Annotated in this window: 13 protein-coding genes, 3 tRNA genes and 1 rRNA gene (1 of these 17 cut by a window edge); 2 read left to right on the top strand and 15 right to left on the bottom strand. The window is 48.1% G+C overall.

All coding sequences use genetic code 11. The annotated features are described in order from the left end of the window. Positions 1 to 52: 52 nt before the first annotated feature. Genes trpC through trpE form a run of 4 tightly spaced genes read right to left on the bottom strand, consistent with a single transcriptional unit; the run spans position 53 to position 3,928 of the window. Positions 53 to 859, bottom strand: coding sequence for an indole-3-glycerol phosphate synthase TrpC (trpC, locus tag ETP43_RS01380; protein WP_106492106.1), 807 nt, complete (start codon positions 857 to 859; stop codon positions 53 to 55). Beyond that, a complete protein-coding gene (trpD, locus tag ETP43_RS01375) occupies positions 856 to 1,869 on the bottom strand; it encodes an anthranilate phosphoribosyltransferase (protein WP_129256871.1) in 1,014 nt (337 codons plus the stop codon). Before trpD ends, trpC begins: the two co-directional genes overlap by 4 nt. Then, positions 1,866 to 2,453: an anthranilate synthase component II gene (locus ETP43_RS01370; protein ID WP_106492104.1), complete on the bottom strand. Its 588-nt coding sequence runs from the start codon at positions 2,451 to 2,453 to the stop codon at positions 1,866 to 1,868. Before ETP43_RS01370 ends, trpD begins: the two co-directional genes overlap by 4 nt. After that, positions 2,450 to 3,928 (bottom strand): anthranilate synthase component I, encoded by a 1,479-nt coding sequence (gene trpE, locus ETP43_RS01365; RefSeq protein ID WP_129256870.1) that lies wholly within the window; start codon positions 3,926 to 3,928, stop codon positions 2,450 to 2,452. The genes ETP43_RS01370 and trpE overlap by 4 nt, the downstream gene beginning before the upstream one ends. Positions 3,929 to 4,592: 664 nt before the next feature. Between trpE and ETP43_RS01355 the strand changes: the two genes are divergently transcribed. Beyond that, positions 4,593 to 5,273 carry a TIGR00266 family protein gene (locus ETP43_RS01355; RefSeq protein ID WP_022398689.1) on the top strand — a complete coding sequence of 227 codons (681 nt, stop codon included), beginning with the start codon at positions 4,593 to 4,595 and terminating at the stop codon, positions 5,271 to 5,273. Positions 5,274 to 5,541: 268 nt separating this feature from the next. Here ETP43_RS01355 and ETP43_RS01350 read toward each other — a convergent pair whose 3' ends face one another. The 7 genes from ETP43_RS01350 to ETP43_RS01320 form a co-directional block, all read right to left on the bottom strand. Then, entirely contained in the window at positions 5,542 to 7,845 is a 2,304-nt protein-coding gene (locus ETP43_RS01350) for a glycoside hydrolase family 95 protein (protein ID WP_129256868.1), read from the bottom strand. Between the two features lie 154 nt (positions 7,846 to 7,999). Continuing rightward, complete coding sequence (locus tag ETP43_RS01345) at positions 8,000 to 9,382, bottom strand: alpha-L-fucosidase (protein WP_129256867.1); 1,383 nt, start codon at positions 9,380 to 9,382, stop codon at positions 8,000 to 8,002. 341 nt (positions 9,383 to 9,723) lie between these two features. Next, positions 9,724 to 10,482, bottom strand: a complete 759-nt coding sequence (locus tag ETP43_RS01340) for a hypothetical protein (protein WP_164979562.1) — start codon at positions 10,480 to 10,482, stop codon at positions 9,724 to 9,726. Next, a complete protein-coding gene (locus ETP43_RS01335; RefSeq protein ID WP_022398919.1) occupies positions 10,391 to 10,711 on the bottom strand; it encodes an RNA polymerase sigma factor in 321 nt (106 codons plus the stop codon). The genes ETP43_RS01340 and ETP43_RS01335 overlap by 92 nt, the downstream gene beginning before the upstream one ends. A gap of 75 nt (positions 10,712 to 10,786) precedes the next feature. Beyond that, positions 10,787 to 12,415 (bottom strand): gamma-glutamyl-gamma-aminobutyrate hydrolase family protein, encoded by a 1,629-nt coding sequence (locus tag ETP43_RS01330; protein WP_129256865.1) that lies wholly within the window; start codon positions 12,413 to 12,415, stop codon positions 10,787 to 10,789. A gap of 316 nt (positions 12,416 to 12,731) precedes the next feature. Continuing rightward, positions 12,732 to 12,803: transfer RNA gene (locus ETP43_RS01325), tRNA-Cys, on the bottom strand. A gap of 39 nt (positions 12,804 to 12,842) precedes the next feature. After that, positions 12,843 to 12,914 (bottom strand) — tRNA-Glu (locus ETP43_RS01320). A 327-nt stretch (positions 12,915 to 13,241) separates the two neighbouring features. Here ETP43_RS01320 and ETP43_RS01315 point away from each other — a divergent pair. After that, the gene (locus ETP43_RS01315; protein ID WP_118568617.1) at positions 13,242 to 13,625 is read left to right on the top strand and encodes a DUF3783 domain-containing protein; all 384 of its coding nucleotides are present in this window, start codon (positions 13,242 to 13,244) and stop codon (positions 13,623 to 13,625) included. Positions 13,626 to 13,751: 126 nt separating this feature from the next. Here the strand turns inward: ETP43_RS01315 and ETP43_RS01310 are convergent, their stop codons facing one another. The 4 genes from ETP43_RS01310 to ETP43_RS01295 form a co-directional block, all read right to left on the bottom strand. Beyond that, entirely contained in the window at positions 13,752 to 14,342 is a 591-nt protein-coding gene (locus ETP43_RS01310) for a hypothetical protein (protein WP_118619800.1), read from the bottom strand. After that, on the bottom strand, positions 14,332 to 14,814 hold the full coding sequence (locus tag ETP43_RS01305) for an RNA polymerase sigma factor (RefSeq protein ID WP_129256864.1): 483 nt from the start codon (positions 14,812 to 14,814) through the stop codon (positions 14,332 to 14,334). Before ETP43_RS01305 ends, ETP43_RS01310 begins: the two co-directional genes overlap by 11 nt. 279 nt (positions 14,815 to 15,093) lie before the next feature. Further along, positions 15,094 to 15,166, bottom strand: a tRNA-Asn gene (locus tag ETP43_RS01300). 107 nt (positions 15,167 to 15,273) lie between these two features. Next, positions 15,274 to 18,036, bottom strand: a 23S ribosomal RNA gene (locus tag ETP43_RS01295); it runs 131 nt beyond the window's last position.

Genomic DNA, 18,036 nt, shown 5'->3' with positions numbered 1-18,036 from the left:
CCCGATACGCGTTATAAGGATTTCCCTTCCTTACCCGCATCCGCTCTCTCATTTACCGGGAAAGTGGTTTTCCGTTCAGCGTCTCAAGCATCGCCTTTTTATCCGGGCTTCGCATCAGCGTTTCTCCGATCAGCACGGCATCCACCCGGTTATCATATAACAGGTTGATATCTGCACTCGTCCTGATTCCGCTTTCTGATACAAAGACCACTTCCTCCGGTGCCAGATTCCGCAGCCGGATGCTGTTATTCATATCCACCCGGAATGTCCGAAGATCCCGGTTATTGACTCCTACGATCTTCGCTCCGGCTTCCAATGCCCGCTCTACTTCCCGCTCATCATGTGCTTCCACCAGCGCATCCAGCCCCAGACTTTCTGCCAGCTGCCGGTACTCTCTCAGCTGTACATCATCAAGGATCGCACAGATCAGAAGTACTGCTGATGCCCCAAAGGCTTTCGCCTGATAGATCATATACTCATCTACTGTAAAATCTTTCCGGAGTACCGGAATATTCACTGCCGCTGTGATCTCTTCCAGATACCGGTCGGATCCCTGAAAATAAAACGGTTCTGTCAGACAGGAAATCGCCGATGCTCCTGCTGCCTCATATTCCTTCGCGATCTCCACATACGGAAAATCCGGTGCGATCAGTCCTTTTGACGGAGATGCTTTCTTCACCTCACAGATATAGGACATCCCTTCTTTTTTCAATGCCTGATAAAAAGACAGTGTCGGAAGAATCGCCGGATTCTGTTCCCGGTCCCGGATCCTTTCCTTTAATTCTGCAACAGATACCTTACCTTTTTCCTGGTCAATCCGCTCTCTTGTCTTTCCTGCAATTTCTTCTAATATATTCATGCTTCATTACTCTCCCGAATGAATGTTTCCAGTTTCTTCAGTGCTGCACCGCTGTCGATCAGTTGCTCTGCCAGACGTACACCTTCTTCCAGTGTCCCTGCTTTTCCTGCCACATACAGAGCGGCTCCGGCGTTCATGCACACGGCCTGTCGTTTCGCCCCCTGTTCACTGCCATCGAGGATTGCTCGGGTGATGGTCGCATTTTCCTGCGGAGTGTCACCTTTTAACTCGTCTTTCTCGCATTTTTTGTAACCGAACTGTTCCGGAACTATCTCATAAGGAGCTAATTTACCATCACAGATCTCACACACAGCAGTCGGTGCACTCATCGAGATCTCATCCAGGCTGTCCGTACCATACACAACCATACCCTTTTTCACGCCCAGTTTCACCAGAACCTGTGCCATCGGCTCTACCAGCTCTTCACTGTAGACGCCCATGATCTGCATGTTTGCATTTGCCGGGTTCGTTAGCGGGCCGAGAATGTTAAACACTGTGCGGATACCCAGTTCTTTTCTGACCGGTGCCACATATTTCATCGCGGTGTGATAAGTCTGTGCAAACAGGAAACAGATCCCGATCTTTTCCAGTATTTTTTCACTCTGTTCCGGTGTCAGCGTGATCTTTACACCCAGGGCTTCCAGTACATCCGCTGCTCCTGATTTGGAAGATGCCGCACGGTTTCCATGTTTTGCTACCGGAACACCACCTGCTGCGATGACCAGAGAAGCGGTTGTGGAAATATTAAAAGAATTGGAACCGTCCCCACCGGTACCGACAATCTCCAGGACATCCATATCATGTTTTAACTGCAGGGCATGGGAACGCATACCTTCGGCAGATCCTGTGATCTCATCAATGGTTTCACCCTTCATAGCTAAGGCTGTCAGATATGCCGCCGTCTGTACCTGAGAAGTTTCTCCATCCATGATCTCATTCATAACAGCTTTTGATTCTTCATATGTCAGATCTTCTTTTTTTGCCACTTTGATAATTGCTTCTTTGATCATTGTTCTCTTCCTCCTCTGACTACATCCATAAAGTTCTCTATCATAATCTTGCCATCCGGTGTCATCACCGATTCCGGGTGAAACTGTACACCGTAGATCGGATATTTTGTGTGTTCTACCGCCATCACTTCTCCGTCTTCCGACTCCGCAGTCACTTTCAGTTCTTCCGGCAGTTCTTCCTTTAATGCTGCCAGTGAGTGATACCGCGCTGCCGGAAATGTCTCCGGCAACCCCTGAAACAGCTGATTTTCACCGATCTGATGAATCTCTTTCTGTTTTCCGTGCATCAGTTCTTTCGCATAGGACACCGTTCCACCAAATGCTTCGCAGATTGCCTGATGTCCCAGACACACACCAAAGACCGGAACCTTTCCGGCAAAATACCGGATCGCCTCAATACAGATTCCTGCATCGGACGGTTTTCCGGGTCCCGGAGAAAGGATGATGGCTTCCGGTTTCATCGCCTCGATCTCTTCCACCGTATATGCATCGTTTCGCACGACTTTGATATCCGGCTCCACGGAACCGATCAGCTGATATAAGTTATAAGAAAAACTGTCGTAATTATCAATCAGTACTATCATTCCAATCCCTCCTGTGCCTGTGCAATTGCCTGAACCACGGCCCGTGCCTTGTTGCAGCATTCTTCAAATTCTTTCTCCGGTACGCTGTCCGCCACGATACCGGCACCGGAACGAATACAGATTTCACCTTTCTTTTTATAAACCAGGCGGATCGCGATACAGGTATCCAGATTTCCTGTAAAATCCAGATAACCGATCGCCCCACCGTAGATACCACGTTTGCTGTGTTCCAGTTCTTCGATGATCTGACAGGCCCGGAACTTCGGTGCTCCGGAGAGTGTTCCAGCCGGCAGGATCGCATCAACGGCATCCACCGCATCTTTATCCTCTCGCAGATCTCCGACTACCGTAGAACCAAGATGCATGACATGTGAAAAATGTTCCACACACATGTATTTTTCCACTTTCACACTGCCAATCTTACTGATCTTTCCGATATCATTTCTTCCCAGATCCACCAGCATGTTGTGTTCTGCCCGTTCTTTTTCATCTTTTAAAAGTCCGGCTTCCAGTTCCCTGTCTTCTTCCCTTGTCTTTCCTCTCGGTCTGGTTCCGGCCAACGGGAAAGTACTCAGATTCCCGGCTTCCAGTTTTACCAGAGTCTCCGGAGATGCTCCCGCAATCTCAATATCGTCGCTGGAAAAATAGAACATATACGGAGATGGGTTTGTCGCCCTCAGCACCCGGTAGGTATCGAAAAGATTTCCTGTCACTTTCGCCCGCATCGGATTCGATAATACCACCTGGAAAATATCACCCTCACGGATGTAATGTTTGGCTTTCTCCACCATCTCACAATATTCCGCTTCCGGGAACTGTGGCCGGATATCGGACTCCAGCTTCAGTTTTTCGAATTCCATATGCGGTCCGGTTTTCAGAAGCTGTGCCATCTCTTCCAGTTTTCCTTCTGCCTTCTGATAAGACGCTTCCAGATCATCGGTCATCACTCCGGCGATCAGCAACACTTTCTGACGGTAATGATCAAAGGCAATCACCTGATCGAACAACATCAGATCCATATCCCTGAAATCCTGCTGCTCTTTATCTTCGAGTTTTAATTTCTGTTCGCTGTATTTGATATAGTCATAGGAAAAGTACCCTACCAGCCCGCCGGTAAATGGTGGAAATTCTTCCATCACCGGTGTTTTATATTCCTGAATGATCTCCCGCAGAGTATCGCCCGGATGTTCTACTTTCTTTGTCACAACCGCATCTTCCCCGGTTTTTCGGATGTTCAGAAGACCATCCGTACAGGTGATCTCCATCGCCGGCTCATAACCGAGAAAAGAAAATCTTCCCCATACCTCCGTCTGGCTGGCACTCTCTAACAGATAACAATGTTTACTTGCTTTCCGCAAAACCCGCATCACTTCTACGGGTGTATATCGATCCGCATATAACTCTTTACATACGGGAACTCTGCGATACTGTCCACTGGCTGCAATTTCTTTTACCTTTTCTAATGTTGGATACATTCGGGCACCTCCTGTAAATCTTTTCTTTTACTGTCTTTCCCTTTGTTTTTCTGTCAAGGTAATATATAGATCCACAGGATCAATTATTGATGCACAACGCGAAAAAACGCCCGCCCTCGACAGAAACTTGTTCTTCTGTCAAGGACGAGCGTATGATAAACTACCCGCGGTACCACCTTGTTTCACAGTTTGCACTGTGCGCTTCGCGGAATACCTGCATATTCCCGGCAACTGACGTATGCCCCACGTCGCAGAATACTGAGCCGATTCGAAATAATGACTGTTCACTGCGCCCTCAGCGGTCCATTTGGCAATCTGCATCTCCACCCGGCTCTCACCCTCCCGGACTCTCTGTGCGCGCATAACTGCTTTGATCTCCGCTTCAACGGTTTACTACACTAAACTTTTCTATAAATTACCACATACATATATATTTGTCAAACATTTTTTTCAAATTTTATTGTTTACTTTTTTCTTAATTCCATATCATCCAGCTGTCTACTTTGATATAATACCAGTAGAAACATCATCATAACCATGATTTTCACTGTTCCAGGCAGGATGTAAAAAACTCCGGAACTCATTCAAGCGGATATTCGCAATCCGCTTCGCTACTTGCTCATAACTGAACAGCTGCAAATTTTCTATACAGGAGGTACATATTATGCGTTATGAAATTCAAGGCGACACTTTACCCGTTGTTATCTGTTATCTGGACGGCGGTGAAAAAATGATCACAGAAAAAGGAGCCATGAGCTGGATGTCACCGAACATGCACATGGCAACTTCTACCAACGGCGGCATCGGAAAAGCTTTCGGACGGATGTTTTCCGGTGAATCCATGTTTCAGAATATCTATACTGCCCAGGGCGGTCCCGGCATGATTGCTTTTGCCTCCTGCTTCCCGGGAAGTATTCTTCCTTACCAGATTTCCCCCGGGCGGGAACTGATTGTACAGAAGTCCGGTTTTCTCGCTTCCGAAGCCGGGGTAAACCTTTCTGTTTTCTTCCAGAAACGCTTCGGTTCCGGACTCTTCGGCGGTGAGGGATTTATCATGCAGCGCCTTGCCGGAGAAGGGATGGTATTCCTAGAATTTGACGGCCATGTTGTCGAATACGACCTGCAGCCCGGTCAGCAGATCATCGTGGATACCGGTTATCTGGCTGCTATGGAAGCCACCTGTTCCATGGATATCCAGACCGTTCCCGGTGTAAAAAATATGCTTTTTGGCGGGGAAGGCATCTTCAACACCGTCATCACCGGCCCGGGACATATATGGCTCCAGACCATGCCAATCTCGAATGTAGCAGGAGCGATTGCACCGTTTATTCCGTCAAAGTCTTAATTCGCAGAATCCATTCGCCAGACTGTACAGGGAACCTTACTCATCCCTGCCTAGTACAAATGCAGACTTTGATTCGTTTCCCTTGAATAAATCAACAGCCGGTATATGTTTCCCTAACAATTCGAAGCATACACCGGCTGCTGTTTTTCATAAACTGCATTCCTTATTTTGGTTCGTTATATTTTCTTCTCGCAAACTACCAGAAATCCCTTAATTGCTAAAACAAATCTCTGTTTTCTATCCGCAGGACATCTTTGCATGTAAGCAATTATTCAAATTTTACTCTATTTCCGGCTTTCAAAAATACCGTCCTGCTCTCCTGCATTTTCACACGCACCCGGACTTCCTGATCTGTTTTGCTCGTCAGCCAACAGTTCACACACTCTCCTTCCCACGCGATATCCACCGTAATCGCACCCCGGGCGATCAGCCCCTGTACAGAGCCACATTTCCACTTCGGCGATACCGCCGGAAGGATCACGAGTTCTCCTCCGTGGCTTTGCAGCAGCATCTCTGCGATTCCCGCGGTAAATCCAAGATTTCCGTCAATCTGGAACGGTGGATGTGCACAGAACAGGTTCGGGTATACACCGCCGCCCTGCACGGACATTTCCGCGAAAGGATCACGAACCTGCAGCATCTGCGCCACCTGTTTTGCCGCATGCGCACCGTCTTCCATCCTTGCCCACATCAGAATTTTCCACGCCAGACTCCAGCCGGTTCCCTCGTCGCCCCGGACAAGCAGGCTTTTTTGCACTCCTTCCAGAAGTTCCGGCGTCTTTCTCGTGATTCCTCTTCCCGGATGGAACTCATACAGATGCGACAAATGTCTGTGTTCTACTTCCGCCTCCGGGAGTTCCTCATTCCACTCCAGAATCCTTCCGTCACTTCCCAGCTGTGTCGGTACGATCACCGACAGCTGTTCACGGATCGTTTTTAAAAGAGTCCTCTCTTTCTTTAATACTTCACATGCTTCCAGATAATCCCGGAACAGGTTTCGAATAATTGCCAGCGTATTTTCTGTATACAATGCCACCGGAACTGCTTCTCCCTGATCCAGGAAACAATTTTCCGGCGATGTTGCCGGAACCACTGCCAGTCCTTTATCCGTCTTTTGTAACATGTTGCTGCAAAATCTGGCATGTTCCTCCAGCACCGGAAAAATCTCCTGCAAATACTCTCTGTCCTGCGTAAACAGATATTCCTCATAGAGATTCCGGCACATCCACGCCCCGCCAAATGGCCAGAACGCCCAGTTTGCCAGTCCTGCTGCCGGTGATGTCTTTCTCCACAGATCCACGTTATGGAAACACGCCGCACCTTCACAGTGAAAATATTTCTGCGCCGTCTCCCTCGCACTTTCCAGCAGTTCCCGGTTCATCCGCACCAGAGGCTCTGCCAGTTCGTGAAGATTACACGGACCGGTCATCCAGTAATTCATCTCGGTATTGATATTTACCGTATAATCGCTCTTCCACGCCGGGATCCGGTCGCAGTTCCAGATACCCTGCAAGTTTGCCGCCTGCGTGCCCGGTCGGGAACAGGAAATCAGCAGATACCGTCCATAATCAAACAACAGCTGCTCCAGCCCCGGATCCTCGCCGTCTTTTTTATACTGTTCCAGCCGTTTCGAAAGATCCATCCCGTCTCTGCTGCCATCTCCAAGCGTCAATTTCACTCTCTGAAAATACTGCTGATACTCCCGGATATGTTCTTTCCACAACTCTTCCACCGGCATCCCGGCTCTCTCCTGATCCTGAAGTAACAGCTTTGCCGGATCCTTCCCGTCTGTGTACGGATGTCTGGAAACTCCTGCAAACCCGGAACGGATTAGAATCCGCATGGTAATCTCATGCACATTGACGCAGCGAACTCCCATCTCTGTCGGAAGGATCTCCCCCTCTTTCGTCTCAAACATACACCAGCCTTCATATAACATTCCTTTTTCCTGCGGATTTTCCGAAAAAACGAACTCACTGCCGTCCCCTTCTTTCGCCCCCACAGGGATCTTACTTTTTCCCGGCATCTGTCCCTGCATTTTCCATATTTTTCCGTCCCAGCTGTTTCCCGTAAGAAATCCGCCCTCTGCCGTGACCGTTATGGTAAATGCTTCCTCTGCTCGGATCCGGTACACCAACATCTGCGCCGGTGCACTGCAAAAGCAACGGTGTTCATACGATTTCCCGCAATTTCGATATGTCACCCGGGCAGTTGCCGTCTCAAGATCCAGTTCTCTTTGATAATCTGCAATCTCCCGCTCTCCCTCAAACCGAATCCGTACCGTGCCGAAAGGCTCATACATCTCTACATCCTCTGCCGTCTCCTGTGCCTGATTTAGCACCTGTGCAGCCTGAAGATACTTTCCCTCTTTTGCATACACTTCTGCTTTTTTGATATCCTCATATCCCATACCGGTGCGCGGATCCCCCGGATAGCCCGACCAGAGGGTATCTTCATTCAAGCAAAGCGTTTCTGCCTCCCCGTCCCCGAACATCAGCGCACCGATCCGTCCGTTTCCCAGCGGAAATGCCTCCTGCCAGACAGTCGCCGGCGTCTCAAATATCATTTTCATACTCTGTTCCCCGTTTTCCAGCTTCTTATTTTTCCTATTATCTGCTACTTTCTTCCTATCCCGTTTTTCACCTGATTTCCTATTGTCTCAGATGATACTTTTCTTTACCGTTCGTAACTGTTCAGTCTCTTCAAAGTTACCTGCTGAATAGTTACTACCGTTCTATCTTCCATACAATTGCAATCGGCGTATCTCCTTCGCGGTACCCTTTCGGAATCACCACCCGGATTCCTTCTTCTGTTATCTGCCATTCAACCGCTTTTTTCGTGTCCACCATGGAAATCCCGCGGATTTTTTCCTGATAAGGAATCAAAAGTTCTTCTTCTACCGCTTCCCCTTCCTCCGGATACAGCCGGATCACATAGACGGTATCGCCTTTTTGCGTAAATGCCAGATTTCCGCTCTGATACGGCGCACAGATTCTTGTTCCATAGATGGCTTCCCCATATGTCTGCATCCATGCACCCAGTCCCCGCAGGCTCTCCCACGCTTCCACCGGAATCCTGCCATCCGGCTGCGGACTTACATTTAACGCCATATTTCCGCCCTTCGCCACAATATTGACCAGAAGATTTACCAGTTCTCTCTGGGATTTGTAATGATCTCCATACGCATAGTTAAAATCAGCTCCCAGCGTCAGGCAGCTCTCCCAGGGCACACGCAGCGGTTTTTCCGGCACACACATCTCCGGTGTGACATAATTCTCATAAGCACCGCCCACCGTCCGGTCTACTGCCAGCACCCATGGCTGCGTTTTTCGCACTTTCTCTACAATCTCGCCCAGCCGGATATCCTGTCCGTTTGCAGCCGCTACCCAGCCAGCATCAAACCAGAGGATATCCAGCCTTCCATACTGCTTTCCAAGTTCCAGAATCTGATCCCTGGTAAATGCCCGGAACCGCTCCCACGCTTCAGGATTTTCTTTCGGGTCATAGGTAGGATTTCTGGTAGTTTTCCGTGTAAGCGCCTTCTCTGTTTCCCAGTAATCCGGACAGTGCCAGTCCGCCTTGGAAAAATACGCTCCGATTCCCAGTCCTTCTTTTCGAAACGCATCAAACATGGTACGGACAATATCCGCATATTTATGCGTATGAAACGGACATTCCTCCGCCGTGGTCTTGTATTCTGTATATGCCGTATCCCACAGACAGAAGCCGTCGTGATGCTTGGTCGTCAGAATCAGATACCGGAACCCACATTTCTTTGCCATCTTCGCCCATTCTTCCGGCTGAAAAGCCACCGGATCAAACGCACGGTTTAATGCCCGATACTGCCTCTTAAAAAGCTCCCCGTCATCCGTCCAGTCTACCGTCTTTCTGGACCACTCCGCATCCTCATCACTGAGCGCCCAGCTCGCCACCATGCCCAGCTGATTATACATTCCCCAGTGCACCATCAACGCCAGCTTCTGATCCTGAAACCACTCCAGCTGCTCCCTCAAAATAGGCTCCTGTGGCCAGACATAAGATTCCACCTGACTGTATGTATGAACCCCCTGATTCACAATTTCCTGTTTCTGCTCTGTCTCTTTTCCCATTTCTCTTCTCCGTTCGCATACTTATTTTCTAATATTGTTTAGTCCTGACTGCCCCATAGCTTTTCAGTCACTTCCTGACATCATACCCCATATACTTTGTCATTCTATTCTATAGTGTACAAGAAAGAGGTAGCAGATTCAATCTTTTCCGACTGAATCTGCCACCTTTTTGCTGTCCATTTCGTGCTGATAACACGCTTCGCAGAATATTACCATTGACCAGTAATCTCTGTTTTCATATTCATCAAATAACATACATATGCTTCGCGAATTTTACACGTTGTCGCAGCAGTCACCAAGTTCTCATGTAGGCATGAACTTTGGCTCGTTACTCGCGTAAATTATTTCGGTAATTTTACCTCAACAAGATCTTCTTCCCCCGGTTCCTGTAGATTTCCGCCCGGTTTCACATACAACAGACTGTTGATCTGCTCCACTTCTACAATCTGATCCGTTGCATATTGTACTGTATAGGCCTCCGTTGTCTCATCATCATATCCCTGCTCCTGCGACTGAAAAACCATTTGCCGGACAGTTCCGTCTTTCATGCGAAATCCATATAAAAACCACGGTTCTTCATATGTTTCCCATGTAGTCACCCCATCATCGCCATATGATTGTTTTGTAATCTTCTTTCTTGGCATATCATAATGGATCGTCAGAGACAGCGGCGTAATCTCTATGGATTTTACTACCGTATCCGTATCTCCGATCGTCTGATTGACCGACAATCCTTCCTCTTTTTCCGTGCCTGCAAGTTCCCAGTCCAGCGTCCAGGTTCCTTTCACACCCGAGACAAATTCTGCCTGTTTATTTACCGTACCTAAATTTTCTAAGATTACCTGTATCTTCTTAACTGCCAGCCCGTTTTCTTCGTTCGAATCAATTTGCATGAGATATTCCATCGTTCCATCCGCTTTCTGATAGCCCGGCATATCTTCTTCACCAAAATTCCGGAAACTTCCGGAAGCATTTACTTCTTTTCCATCCACCTTCACAATCACCTGCTCAAAGTCTGGCTGTTCTTTCGTTTCTGCCGAGTATCCTTTTACCGAAAACGCCAGATGGCTGAAATTCTGATCGGTAATACTCTGCAACACAGTAACCGTGATTCCCTGACTGGTGCAGGATGCATCGGTTCTTTCTCAATGTAGAAATCTTTTCCCAGCAAGTCAGAACCGTCTCCGCCATTGCATCAGCCACATCTTCCTCATTTTTCAAAATGGTTTTCGCCATCTTATACATACAGTCCGACTGCAACTCCATCAACCGGATAAATGCCTCCTCATTCCCGCTCTTCGCTCTTTTTACCAGATCCAGATATTCCATAGCTTCACCCCCTCTTTTGTCTTTCTATTGATTAGACGAGGCACTGTGTAAAAAAGTTTCAGGATTTTTCACATCTTATTTCGCACAAACCTCCACAAACTGCCTGATGCAGCGGTTTCCCACCTCGTTGTTCATCTGTTCCGGGTGAAACTGGACGCCGTAGATGTGTTTTTCGTTATTGGAAATCGCTTCGATGGTTCCGTCACCTGCACGCATGTCTGCCTGAAAACCGTCCGCCAGGTCACGGATCGACTGGTGATGGTAGCTGAGGACGCGCACGGAACCGGAGTAAATATTGGAAAACCAGCCGCTTCTGCTCACACTTACCGTGTGCCATACTCCCATATGACCTGAGATACTCTGATTCAGCGTCCCGCCGAAAACTACATTGATCAGCTGCACGCCTTTACAGATACCAAAGATCGGCTTCCCCGCTGCTACACATTGTTTCACAGCATCTATCTGCCTTTCATCCAGTATGTTGTCGATATTTCCGCTTGCCGTATTGGTCTGTCCGTATCGTGCCGGATCCAGATCACCGCCACCGGGAATGATAATTCCGTCATACCGGGAGATCTCAAAGTTTCCTGTAACAACCGTTGCATCAACACCCATTTCGACAAATTTTGCCGCCGTGGTGATTGCACCTGCCTCGTTGTTTCCAATCACGGCAAGACGGATATCTTTCCAGATACCTCCCGGGGTCAGATAATAATTTCTTCCCCCGTTGCGAATCCATCCTGTTTTCATCGCCCCGTCATTATTTCCACCAAGATAATACCAGGATCCCTCCAGACAGATCCAACCGCTCTGCATCGCCCCGTCTCCGTCGAAATAATACCAGGAAGATCCAACAACCTGCCAGCCGGTCAACATCGCTCCACTCCTGTTCAGATAGTACCAGACACCCCTCCGGTGCAGCCAGCCGGTTTGCATCACACCATCCTCATTCAGATAGAACCAGTTATTTCCTCTGTGAAGCCAGCCCGTCTGCATTGCTCCATGATCGTTCAGGTAATACCAGGAACCTCTGACCTGCGTCCAGTCCTTCGCCATAGCGCCACTTCCACTGAGATAATACCATGCAGTCCCATGTTTCAGCCAGCCGGTTTGCATCGCTCCACTGCCGCTCATATAGTACCAGGTTTCACGATCCCGCACCCATCCGGTCATCATATCACCGTTCCCCGGACGAAAATAATACCACGTTCCACCAATATCTTTCCATCCGGTACACATCGCCCCGTTTTCTTGCAGATAAAACCAGCTCCCGCCTTTATGCAGCCACCCGGTACGCATCGCTCCCGTACCATCCGCAAAATACCACTGTTTCTGCTCCAGGATCCAACCGGTCTGCATCACACCATTATCCTTCAGATAATACCGCTTTCCGCCATCTTCCAGCCAACCCGTCTGCATCCATCCCTCCTCATCAAAATAATACCAGTTCCCGTTTATCTTCTGCCAGCCGGTCAGCCGTTCGAGATTACTGTCCAGATAAAATCTCTGCCTTTCCCTTGCCTTCCACCCCTGACTTACCTCTTCTTCTGGTATCTCCCTTTCTTCCTCATCCGTTCCGAGCCTTTCCTGTCTCTCCACCCTCTGTCCGCCGTCTGCCTCCGATCCATAAACAGCCGGCCATGCCGAAAACAGCATCGCACTCATAAAAAGTACTCCCAGTATTTTTCTTTTGCATTTTCTCATTTTCTTTCTCCTCCATTCTTTTCGTGTGATACCTCTGTTTACTGAACATTTTTTCTTCGAAAGTAAACGTATCCGGAAAGCAGGAAGTCATCAGGAAAATTCAGGAGACAGCCAAAAACGTGCGATCAGAATTTGATCCGGTACAAAATCCAGATAAAAAGAAATGCATAAACAGAAAAAATATAATTGAATCATATAAAAAACTTTTGTGGAACTTTACTGATATCTGTAATTGAAAATTAATGATTGGTATATGAAGTGTTCTCTTTAGATATTATAGAAAGTGCTTTAATCTTTTCGGATTAAAGCACTTGAGAGGCGCAGACCGGATTTGAACCGGTGGATACTGGTGTTGCAGACCATTGCCTTACCACTTGGCTACTGCGCCATTATAAAATTGTGGAAAAATCTTTCTCAGATTTTTCAGTGACTCCGACGGGAATCGAACCCGTGTTACCGCCGTGAAAGGGCGATGTCTTAACCGCTTGACCACAGAGCCTTGTTTTTTGTTTGTGTCGTATCTCAGTGACGAATGTTATTCTATCATAGGTTTCCGAAGAATGCAAGCACTTTTTTAAAAAAATTGTATCTTTTTTTCAGAAATTCCTGTACAATAACAAATGTATGGATCATACAGCGAATTATGCTATCATTCTAAGAGATAATTGTGCTGTAACCGAGTCAGGCGGATATTCGCAATTCGCTTCGCTGCTTGCTCATAACCGAACAACTGCTTATTGCTCTTCACAATTTACTTAATAATACGTAAGGAAAAGGCTGATTGCAAAGATCCATTCAATATAATTTTCAGGAGGAAAATATAAAGATGAAGGAAACTATCTTACTTTTCAATATAACCGACCGTAACACCAAACTGAAATTAGAACGCATTCTCTTGCCGCTGAAGCTCCGGATCCGGCGGATCCCGGTGTCTCAGTATGGACAGACACTGGCTGCGCTGTGTGGTCTGGAAGAACCTGCTGATCTGCCCTCCGAGAGCGCTGTTACCCCGTCTTTTTCCGATCCTATGATGATCTTTGCAGGTTTATCTGAAATGACCCTGGATCGCGTTCTGACGGGCTTACGCGCGCAGCAGATCCGTATTCCTTATAAAGCCATTCTGACGCCCACCAACCAGCACTGGACACCGGAGGAATGTTTTATCGAGATCAAAAAAGAACACGAACAGATGCATGGCTTGAATCAATAATCTGTTCTGTCAACCGTTCTTAGATAGGAACAGCCGGTTCGAACCACAAAAACATTCAAACCGGCTATTCCTGTCTTTACTCATTGATTTGTATAATAAATACTCTATCTCCCCGTTTCCATCCGATCAGTTAAATTCATCCTCTTCCACATACTTCTCATTCGAATAGGCAAGACCATTCTGATATTTCACAGTCACATACAGTGTCTCGTCTCCGTCCTGCACTTTCACATAGCATACATCGTCTTTGAACTTGTCCGTGATCTCGATCTTCTGATTCTTATAATACAGCCATACCGTTCCGTCGTCATTATATTCCACATCCGGGCTGTTCGCTTCCTCCAGAAGTTCCTCACCTGTCAATGGACGTTCTGTGCCATCCGCTTCATAAGCGATTCCACCACCGCTTATTTCTCTCGTTTCTCCGTTTTCATCCGGATACTCTATGGTATATGTGCCATCGTCTGAAACCGTCATGTTTGCAGTCGTCTGGTCTCCGTGTAACCATACCTGAACCGTTCTCTGAATACCGCCAACATTTGCGGCATAAGCGGTTCCTGTTCCGCCCGCCAGAAGAATACATCCTGCCAGTGCAGCTGCGGCTACTTTCATGTTATGTTTTTTGTTTAATCTGCTCATATTCTCTACCTCCACAGAAAACTGATCGGAGGTATGCAACACCGAAAATGCCTGTTTGTAACGTTCTTTATTTGTCATCGTCCCATTCCTCCTTCAAAGTCTCGCGAAGCAACATTCTTCCACGGGATAATCTTACTTTGACATTACTCTCCGAAATCTTCAGGATCTCCCCGATTTCCCTGACACTGTAATCCTCGTAGTAAAACAGATGAATCACAATTCTGTATTTTTCAGGGAGTCTCATCACGGTTTCAAACAGATGCTCCGACTCCGGTGTCTCAAAAACGAGTGTCTCCATATAATCTTCCAGGGAAATTTTATTCTTCCTCCAGAATGAAAGATTCATATTCTTCGCTTTATTGATCGCCACCCGGATCAGCCATGCCCGTATATGCTGCTCACTTTCAAATTCTTTTTTGCTGTTATAATATTGGAGAAACGTATCCTGAACAGCATCTTCCGCATCCTGCTGATTTTTGCATACGTTAAATGCCACTGCGTACAGACTGTTCTGATATCGTTCCACCAATTCCTGTATCGTTTGTCTCATGAGTCTCTCCTGTATCAATAACCCTTGCGCCAGCTTACCGGCGTTGATTATTTGTTTTCAAAGGCCTTTCACTAATAATACAAATAACAGCAGGTAAAGGTTACAAAATTTCAAAACATATATAAAATTATCCTGAACCACAATATATCTGCAAAATCTGACCTGACAAATATCTGTATAACAAAAAAAACCTGCAGGATACATTCTCTTGTATCTTACAGGTCTCATCTATCTCGTTCCTCCCGGAGCCTTCCCACACCCTTTTCTGGCATAAAAAAGCTCCCCCAGTTGGACTCGAACCAACGACACTGCGGTTAACAGCCGCATGCTCTACCGACTGAGCTATGGAGGATTATTTCTTTTTTCTTATCTCTCTTTTTTGTTTCTTCTCTCTCCATGTACCTTCAAAACTGCACACACGTAACATCCACTTTCCTACTTCCTGCGGTTGACCGCTTCCAGGTCAAACCCTCGACCGATTAGTAACAGTCAGCTCCATACATTACTGCACTTCCACCTCTGCCCTATCTACCTCGTCGTCTTCAAGGGGTCTTACTTCTTTTATAGAATGGGATATCTCATCTTGAGGGGGGCTTCACGCTTAGATGCCTTCAGCGTTTATCCCTTCCGGACTTGGCTACCCTGCCATGCAGCTGGCACTGCAACAGGTACACCAGCGGTCCGTCCATCCCGGTCCTCTCGTACTAAGGACAGCTCCTCTCAGATATCCTACGCCCACGCCGGATAGGGACCGAACTGTCTCACGACGTTCTGAACCCAGCTCGCGTACCGCTTTAATGGGCGAACAGCCCAACCCTTGGGACCTACTACAGCCCCAGGATGCGATGAGCCGACATCGAGGTGCCAAACCACTCCGTCGATGTGAACTCTTGGGAGTGATAAGCCTGTTATCCCCAGGGTAGCTTTTATCCGTTGAGCGATGGCATTCCCACTTAATACCACCGGATCACTAAGTCCTACTTTCGTACCTGCTCCACCCGTCGGTGTCGCAGTCAAGCTCCCTTCTGCCTTTGCACTCTTCGAATGGTTTCCAACCATTCTGAGGGAACCTTTGAGCGCCTCCGATACCCTTTCGGAGGCGACCGCCCCAGTCAAACTCCCCACCTGACATTGTCCCCCAGCCGGGTCACGGCTGCTGGTTAGAAACCCAGTACTGCAAGGGTGGTATCCCAACAGCGGCTCCATGGCAACTGGCGTTACCATTTCTTAGCCTCCCACCTATCCTGTACATGCAATACCGAATCCCAGTATCAAGCTGGAGTAAAGCTCCATGGGGTCTTTCCGTCCTGGCGCAGGTAACCAGCATCTTCACTGGTACTTCAATTTCACCGGATGCATTGTCGAGACAGCGCTCAAATCATTACGCCTTTCGTGCGGGTCGGAACTTACCCGACAAGGAATTTCGCTACCTTAGGACCGTTATAGTTACGGCCGCCGTTTACTGGGGCTTAAATTCAAAGCTTCGCTTGCGCTAACCTCTCCTCTTAACCTTCCAGCACCGGGCAGGCGTCAGCCCATATACCTCACCTTTCGGTTTTGCATAGACCTGTGTTTTTGCTAAACAGTTGCTTGAGCCTATTCTCTGCGGCCCGCTGTTACACGGGCACCCCTTCTCCCGAAGTTACGGGGTCATTTTGCCGAGTTCCTTAACAATGCTTCTTCCGTCGGCCTTAGGATTCTCTCCTCATCCACCTGTGTCGGTTTACGGTACGGGTACAATAAGAACAATAGCGGCTTTTCTTGACGCATGGCTCACATACTTCCCTACTAAATTTCGGTCCGCATCACGTCTTCGGATTGCCCTGCGGTTTTTCCTACAGGACTCCTACCCCGCTTGCACGCGGCTTTCCACTCCGCGCCTATGCTCTCCACACGTGTCCCCACAGTTCTGTCTTACTGCAGTACAGGAATCTCAACCTGTTGTCCATCGGCTACGGCTCTCGCCCTCGCCTTAGGCCCCGACTTACCCAGGGCAGATCAGCTTTACCCTGGAAACCTTAGATATTCGGCCGAAAGGATTCTCACCTTTCTCTCGCTACTCATTCCGGCATTCTCTCTTCGATACACTCCACAGCTCCTTCCGGTACTGCTTCGTCGCGTATCCAATGCTCCTCTACCAATGTCTTCAGACATTCCTCAGCTTCGGTGTCGTGTTTCAGCCCCGGACATTTTCGGCGCAGGACCTCTCGACCAGTGAGCTATTACGCACTCTTTGAATGTGTGGCTGCTTCTGAGCCAACATCCTGGTTGTCTTCGAAATCCCACATCCTTTTCCACTTAACACGTACTTTGGGACCTTAGCTGGAGGTCTGGGCTCTTTCCCTTTTGACTATCCAACTTATCTCGTATAGTCTGACTCCCGATAAGCATCTACACGGCATTCGGAGTTTGATATTCTTCGGTAAGCTTTGACGCCCCCTAGGAAATTCAGTGCTCTACCTCCGCAAGACTCTATCGAGGCTAGCCCTAAAGCTATTTCGAGGAGAACCAGCTATCTCCGGGTTCGATTGGAATTTCTCCCCTATCCACACCTCATCCCCACCCTTTTCAACGGATGTGGGTTCGGTCCTCCATTGCCTTTTACGGCAACTTCAACCTGGACATGGATAGATCACCCGGTTTCGGGTCTACTCTGACTGACTTCATCGCCCTCTTAAGACTTGGTTTCCCTTCGGCTCCACGGCTCTACCGTTTAACCTCGCCAGCCAGCGTAACTCGCCGGACCGTTCTACAAAAAGTACGCGGTTGCACTCATAAGGTGCTCCCACAGCTTGTAAACACAGGGTTTCAGGTTCTCTTTCACTCCCCTCCCGGGGTCCTTTTCACCTTTCCTTCACAGTACTATGCGCTATCGGTCACTAAGGAGTATTTAGCCTTGGGGGGTGGTCCCCCCGACTTCCCACAAGGTTCCACGTGTCTCGTGGTACTCTGGATCCTGCCGTCCTGGTCACAATTTCATGTACGGGGCTTTCACCCTCTCTGGCTGGCTTTCCCAAAACCATTCCACTATCGTTTCCAGTAACTTCTGCAGTCCATAACCCCAGCATGCACGCACGCTGGTTTAGGCTCCTCCCATTTCGCTCGCCGCTACTCTGGGAATCGAGTTTTCTTTCTTTTCCTCCGGCTACTTAGATGTTTCAGTTCACCGGGTTCCCTTCCATACGTTATGGATTGGCGTATGGATACCTGGAGTCTATCCAG

It is taken from the genome of Blautia faecicola (genome assembly GCF_004123145.1).
Lineage (GTDB): Bacteria > Bacillota > Clostridia > Lachnospirales > Lachnospiraceae > Oliverpabstia > Oliverpabstia faecicola.
The sequence above is the reverse complement of the archived record's forward strand: the minus strand, read 5'-3'. Positions and strand labels throughout refer to the sequence as shown.

Excerpts from the sequence above, each read along its gene's own strand:
- ETP43_RS01305 (WP_129256864.1), bottom strand. The coding sequence starts at position 14,814 with ATGAGACAAACGATACAGGAATTGGTGGAACGATATCAGAACAGTCTG.
- trpE (WP_129256870.1), bottom strand. The coding sequence starts at position 3,928 with ATGTATCCAACATTAGAAAAGGTAAAAGAAATTGCAGCCAGTGGACAG.
- ETP43_RS01315 (WP_118568617.1), top strand. The coding sequence starts at position 13,242 with ATGAAGGAAACTATCTTACTTTTCAATATAACCGACCGTAACACCAAA.
- trpD (WP_129256871.1), bottom strand. The coding sequence starts at position 1,869 with ATGATCAAAGAAGCAATTATCAAAGTGGCAAAAAAAGAAGATCTGACA.
- ETP43_RS01345 (WP_129256867.1), bottom strand. The coding sequence starts at position 9,382 with ATGGGAAAAGAGACAGAGCAGAAACAGGAAATTGTGAATCAGGGGGTT.
- ETP43_RS01355 (WP_022398689.1), top strand. The coding sequence starts at position 4,593 with ATGCGTTATGAAATTCAAGGCGACACTTTACCCGTTGTTATCTGTTAT.
- ETP43_RS01350 (WP_129256868.1), bottom strand. The coding sequence starts at position 7,845 with ATGAAAATGATATTTGAGACGCCGGCGACTGTCTGGCAGGAGGCATTT.
- ETP43_RS01335 (WP_022398919.1), bottom strand. The coding sequence starts at position 10,711 with ATGGAATATCTGGATCTGGTAAAAAGAGCGAAGAGCGGGAATGAGGAG.
- ETP43_RS01330 (WP_129256865.1), bottom strand. The coding sequence starts at position 12,415 with ATGAGAAAATGCAAAAGAAAAATACTGGGAGTACTTTTTATGAGTGCG.
- ETP43_RS01370 (WP_106492104.1), bottom strand. The coding sequence starts at position 2,453 with ATGATAGTACTGATTGATAATTACGACAGTTTTTCTTATAACTTATAT.
- ETP43_RS01310 (WP_118619800.1), bottom strand. The coding sequence starts at position 14,342 with ATGACAAATAAAGAACGTTACAAACAGGCATTTTCGGTGTTGCATACC.
- trpC (WP_106492106.1), bottom strand. The coding sequence starts at position 859 with ATGAATATATTAGAAGAAATTGCAGGAAAGACAAGAGAGCGGATTGAC.